Origin of the sequence: Candidatus Photodesmus katoptron Akat1 (genome assembly GCF_000478685.1) — a bacterium.
GTDB lineage: Bacteria > Pseudomonadota > Gammaproteobacteria > Enterobacterales > Vibrionaceae > Vibrio > Vibrio anomalopis.
In genome coordinates, this window is record NZ_AMSD01000004.1 from 1 (window position 1) to 5,079 (window position 5,079).

Annotated in this window: 5 protein-coding genes, 2 tRNA genes and 3 rRNA genes; 8 read left to right on the plus strand and 2 right to left on the minus strand. The window is 31.5% G+C overall.

Annotation, left to right across the window (positions count from 1 at the left end; translation table 11 throughout):
• From O1U_RS04560 to O1U_RS04580, 5 genes are all read left to right on the plus strand, one after another.
• Positions 1-206: ribosomal RNA gene (locus O1U_RS04560) — 23S ribosomal RNA — on the plus strand; the annotation flags it as partial.
• Between the two features lie 55 nt (positions 207-261).
• A 5S ribosomal RNA gene (gene rrf, locus O1U_RS04565) occupies positions 262-377 on the plus strand.
• 14 nt (positions 378-391) lie between these two features.
• Positions 392-468: transfer RNA gene (locus tag O1U_RS04570), tRNA-Asp, on the plus strand.
• Between the two features lie 36 nt (positions 469-504).
• Positions 505-581 (plus strand) — tRNA-Trp (locus tag O1U_RS04575).
• Between the two features lie 91 nt (positions 582-672).
• The gene (locus O1U_RS04580) at positions 673-1,371 is read left to right on the plus strand and encodes a DUF1481 domain-containing protein (protein ID WP_016504210.1); all 699 of its coding nucleotides are present in this window, start codon (positions 673-675) and stop codon (positions 1,369-1,371) included.
• Between the two features lie 3 nt (positions 1,372-1,374).
• On the opposite strand, the gene O1U_RS04585 is transcribed toward O1U_RS04580, so the two are convergent.
• Positions 1,375-2,520 carry a 5-(carboxyamino)imidazole ribonucleotide synthase gene (locus O1U_RS04585; protein WP_016504211.1) on the minus strand — a complete coding sequence of 382 codons (1,146 nt, stop codon included), beginning with the start codon at positions 2,518-2,520 and terminating at the stop codon, positions 1,375-1,377.
• Between the two features lie 7 nt (positions 2,521-2,527).
• Positions 2,528-3,013, minus strand: coding sequence for a 5-(carboxyamino)imidazole ribonucleotide mutase (gene purE, locus O1U_RS04590; RefSeq protein ID WP_016504212.1), 486 nt, complete (start codon positions 3,011-3,013; stop codon positions 2,528-2,530).
• 190 nt (positions 3,014-3,203) lie between these two features.
• Here purE and tsaC point away from each other — a divergent pair, with 190 nt between their 5' ends.
• The 3 genes from tsaC to O1U_RS04605 all read left to right on the plus strand — a co-directional run.
• Positions 3,204-3,755: an L-threonylcarbamoyladenylate synthase type 1 TsaC gene (gene tsaC / locus O1U_RS04595; RefSeq protein ID WP_016504213.1), complete on the plus strand. Its 552-nt coding sequence runs from the start codon at positions 3,204-3,206 to the stop codon at positions 3,753-3,755.
• A 61-nt stretch (positions 3,756-3,816) separates the two neighbouring features.
• A complete protein-coding gene (aroE, locus tag O1U_RS04600) occupies positions 3,817-4,644 on the plus strand; it encodes a shikimate dehydrogenase (RefSeq protein WP_016504214.1) in 828 nt (275 codons plus the stop codon).
• 299 nt (positions 4,645-4,943) lie between these two features.
• Positions 4,944-5,079 (plus strand): 16S ribosomal RNA (locus O1U_RS04605); the annotation flags it as partial.

Below are 5,079 nucleotides of genomic sequence, written 5' to 3' on the forward strand. Positions count from 1 at the left end.
ATCGCCAGATGCATTGCCCGGTAGCTAAGTTCGGAATCGATAACCGCTGAAAGCATCTAAGCGGGAAGCGAGCCTTAAGATTAGTCTTCCCAGGCACATATGTTGTCCTGAAGGGTTGTTCAAGACTAGGACGTTGATAGGCAGGGTGTATAAGCATTGTGAAATGTTAAGCTAACCTGTACTAATTACCCGTGAGGCTTAACCATACAACCCTAAGTAGTTTTGGTGTTTATTCAGTTTTCTAATGTATAAAAGAATTAGCTTGGTGACTATAGCGTTGTGGACCCACCTGATTCCATACCGAACTCAGAAGTGAAACGCAGCAGCGCCAATGGTAGTGTGGGGTTTCCCCATGTGAGAGTAGGACATTGCCAGGCTTATAATTTTGGAGGGAGTGGTAGTTCAGCTGGTTAGAATACCGGCCTGTCACGCCGGGGGTCGCGGGTTCGAATCCCGTCCACTCCGCCAAAAATTACTTTTTTCTCCATAAGGTGCTATTAATGTAGGGGTGTAGCTCCAATTGGCAGAGCAGCGGATTCCAAATCCGCTTGTTGGGAGTTCGATTCTCTCCACCCCTGCCATGCTATAATTAATTGCTTTAATATTGAAAAAAAATACTTCCAAAATTGTTAGTTTGATTAATTGTTTAGTTATCTTAAAAGTAATATCAACATGCGCTATATTTTTTTTTCATTATCAACTTTTCTCTTTGGTTGTTTATTTCCTTCAGTGTTTAATTTTAATGTAACTCAATATACTACTGGTGAGTTAGTTCAAAATGTTTTGAGTTTTTATTGGTATACTAAAAAGTCTTCAAAATTAAAATCAGGAGCTGATTATTTAGATTTTGGTAATAATACTTGGTATAAAACTGACTATCTTTGGACTGATGGAGTACTTAGGGAATTAATTCGTAAAGGTGAAAAATTAAAAGCAACTCAGGAATTAGTACCTTATTATATTCACCTTCGTTTTAATCAGAAGGGGAGTGCCGTATATCAGCATTATCGTTTAGATCAAAAAATTTTTCCATTGACTCAAAAAGAATTATTTTCCTACCAAAAAAAAGCAAATGCGATGTTAAATAAAGTTGAAAGAAAAGCTAAAGAGGGTTTGCAGTTAATTCAAGGTTTTTGGGATGGAGCTGTATTTCATACTTGCTCAGGTAAACAGTATAATAAAATTGAATTTGCAGGGTTAGAAAATTTTTCTTTCGGAACAGCATCTGAAAATATATACGCTGTTTTTTTAGGTAAAGTAATTTATAATAGAATGATTATAAAAGATCTGCTGATGCTAATAGATAAGGAACAACAACCCGAAAAAATATGTATTAAAAGACCAGCCTATATTAGTTTAATAGATGATTGATTTTTATTGTTTAATAGATTGCTTTTCAATAAATTTATGTAAAGCAGAAAAAATATTTTTATCAAGCGATCTAGCTAGAATACGAAGCTTATAGTACATTGTATCAATATCGTTAGCAGAAACATTTATATGTCCCATTTTTCGAGAAGGTTGTTTCTTTTTTCCATACCAATGTATATGACAAGTATCTAAAGCCAGTATTTCATCAGGTAAAGAATCTATACCTAGTATATTAATCATTGATGTAAAACGAAGCAATTTAGTACTTCCTAAAGGCATTCCGCATACTGCACGTAAATGGTTTTCAAATTGACAAGTTTCTGTTCCTTGTTGAGTCCAATGTCCAGAATTATGTACTCGTGGAGCAATTTCATTAACTAACAACTGGCCATTAAATTCAAAAAATTCAATAGTTAAAACTCCCACGTATTGTAGTTTATTTGTAATGCTAATAAATATTTTTTTAGCTTGTTGTTGAAGTTCTAAATTGTTAATTGAAATTGACAAATTTAATATGCCGTTGGTATGTATGTTTTCTGTTAAAGGATAAATCACACTAGTACCATCTTTTCCTCTTGCACCAATTAAAGATAGTTCTCGTTCAAAAGAAATGAGCTTTTCTGCAATGATAGATTGCTTATTTTCTGATGATATCCTAATACATTTTTCTAACATGTTCCAAGTAGCATTAATATCATCTGCTTTTTTTAAATACCACTGACCTTTTCCATTGTATCCACCTAAGGCCGTTTTTAATACCATAGGAAATCCAATTTGTTTAATTGCGTTTTTTAAGTCATTTTTTTTATTAATAATATTATAATTAAGATTATTAATGTTAAGCTTATTTAGCAAAGTTTTTTCAATACGACGATCTTTTCCAACTTTAATCATATGCATATTTGGTAGGAATTTTCCGCTCTTTTCACAAAGGTTTAAAACTTCATAAGAAATATTTTCAATTTCAGCAGTAATTACATCAGTTTGTTTTATAGCCTCAATCAAGCTAGAATATACGGGTGTTTGAGTCAATGGATGAATTACACTTTGAGTATGCAAATCAAATGCTGAAATTTTCATATTAAAAGGTCCGCCTGCTAAAGACAACATACGTGAAAGTTGCCCTGCTCCTATTATTAAAACACGCATATAATTATTAATCCTTTGTTGGGTCTTGATTTAATAGTACATTTTCAGTTTGTTTTTTACGAAATAATTGAATTTTATTCATGATCTGTTCATTAAATGTGCCTATAATTTGTGCTGCAAAAATTCCAGCATTCATTGCTCCTGCTTCTCCAATAGCCATTGTACCAACTGCAATCCCTTTTGGCATTTGTACGATGGAAAGTAAAGAGTCAAGACCTTTTAGTGCATTGGATTGAATTGGTACTCCAATTACAGGAAGACTTGTAAATGCTGCTATCATTCCTGGAAGATGCGCTGCATAACCAGCTGCTGCAATAATTACTTTGATTCCTCGTTCTTTAGCAGTATTTGCGTAGTCAGCTAAAAATTGTGGTGTTCTATGTGCAGATATGATTCGCATTTCATGTTTAATATGAAATTGCTTAAGTATATCTACTGATAATTTAATCGTCGGCCAGTCAGATTTAGAACCCATAATAACACTAACTTTCATTTATAAATTCCTTTAAATTAATTACCAGTACTAATATTAACTAGTTTAGTGTATTATATGATATGAAAAGAAGAATAGGAAAACATTTATACATATTCTTTGTTTCTAGAAAAAACATCAGTACATAGATTATAGAAATAAGTATTTTGTTATTTATAAATCAATTAGTTTTCATATATTAGAAATCCTTATGAGTAATTTAAACCTATTATTAAAAGGTCTAAAAAAAGGAAAGATTGTAGCATATCCAACTGAAAGCGTATTTGGGATAGGATGCGATCCCGATAATCTTCAAGCTATTCAAAAATTGCTTTGGTTAAAGCAACGTCCAATTAGCAAAGGATTAATTTTAGTAGCAAGTTCCTATCAACAATTGTTACCTTATATAGATGAAACTCAATTGACTCAAGCTCAACTTAAAAAGATACATGCAACTTGGCCAGGTCCTATTACATGGACTATGCCATCGAGTTCTTTAGTTTCTAATTTATTATCTGGTCAATTTAATTCGATTGCAGTAAGGGTTAGTAATCATCCAACAGTAAAAAAGATATGTTGTAAATTTGGTAAACCATTAATTTCAACAAGTGCCAATTTAACAGGGCAAAAACCGTGCATAAAAAGTGTTGATATCAAAAAGCAATTTGGTAAAAAAATATTTACTATATTAGATGAAGAAACTGGCAATCAAGATAAACCAAGTAAAATTTTTGATGCAAAAACTTTTATGCAACTTAGATAAGTTAATAAAAAATAGATACTTTTTTCATTAAGGTTAATCTATTTTGTTTTATTTAAATCCAATGAACTCTTTCAAACAACCTGATGCTTATGCAGTATTTGGTAATCCAATTAAACATAGTAAATCACCATTGATTCATAGTTTATTTATGGAGCAAACTAAAGAAGATATCATTTATACTGCTAATTTAGTCCCAATCAATAGTTTTTTTAAAGTCATACAGACTTTTTTTAAATTAGGAGGAAAAGGTTGTAATATCACTTTGCCTTTTAAAAAAAAAGCTTTCCAATTTTCAGATAAATTAACTAAACGTGCTCAATTTGCAGGTGCAGTAAACACATTAAAAAAACTTGATGACGGTAGAATATTAGGTGATAATACTGATGGTGAAGGATTAGTAAGAGATTTATTATCTCAGTCAGTTATTTTAAAAAAAGCAAATATACTATTGATTGGTGCTGGTGGAGCTGCACAGGGTGTTTTAAAGCCATTATTAGAACGAAATCCGATGCAAATTGTTATTGCTAATCGAACTTTAAGTAAGGCAGAACAATTAGCAAAAAAATTTCAATTATATGGTAATGTTTTGCCATATAATTTCAATAACCTTAATAATAGTTTTGATCTTGTCATTAACTCAACATCAGCAAGTTTAAAAGGAGAAATTCCAAAAATTTCTCCTAGAATATTTAATTCAAAAACAATAAGTTATGATATGAATTATCAAAATAGAATCAGTTGTTTTAATCAATGGGCTAAAATTAATAATGTAATTCATATATACGATGGTTTAGGAATGTTAGTAGAGCAAGCTGCTGAGAGTTTTCTATTTTGGAGAGGGATAAAGCCTCATACAAAGGCAGTAATTCAGAAGCTAAAAAACATATAATAGCTATTTTAAATAAAGTAATTTATTTACATATATAAATTTTATAAAAAGTATTTGACACAGAGTTGGATCTAGCTAGAATGTTTGATTCTTTCTAGTAAAAGAAGAAAGCAAGCTCTTTAATAACATTAAATCTATTAATCTGTGTGAGCACTTATTTGATAACAGTCTTAAAGGCTTGTTTAGTGAACAACAAAGGGAACGATCGATATTTATTTAATTGATAGGAACTAATGTTGGTTTACATTTTTTTGATGTATTGAGTATTCATTAAGCAATTACCTTGATAACAAAAGCTTTAATTGAAGAGTTTGATCATGGCTCAGATTGAACGCTGGCGGCAGGCCTAACACATGCAAGTCGAGCGGAAACAACAGCTATCCTTTTTAAAAGGATAATTGGTTGTCGAGCGGCGGACGGGTGAGTAATGCCTAG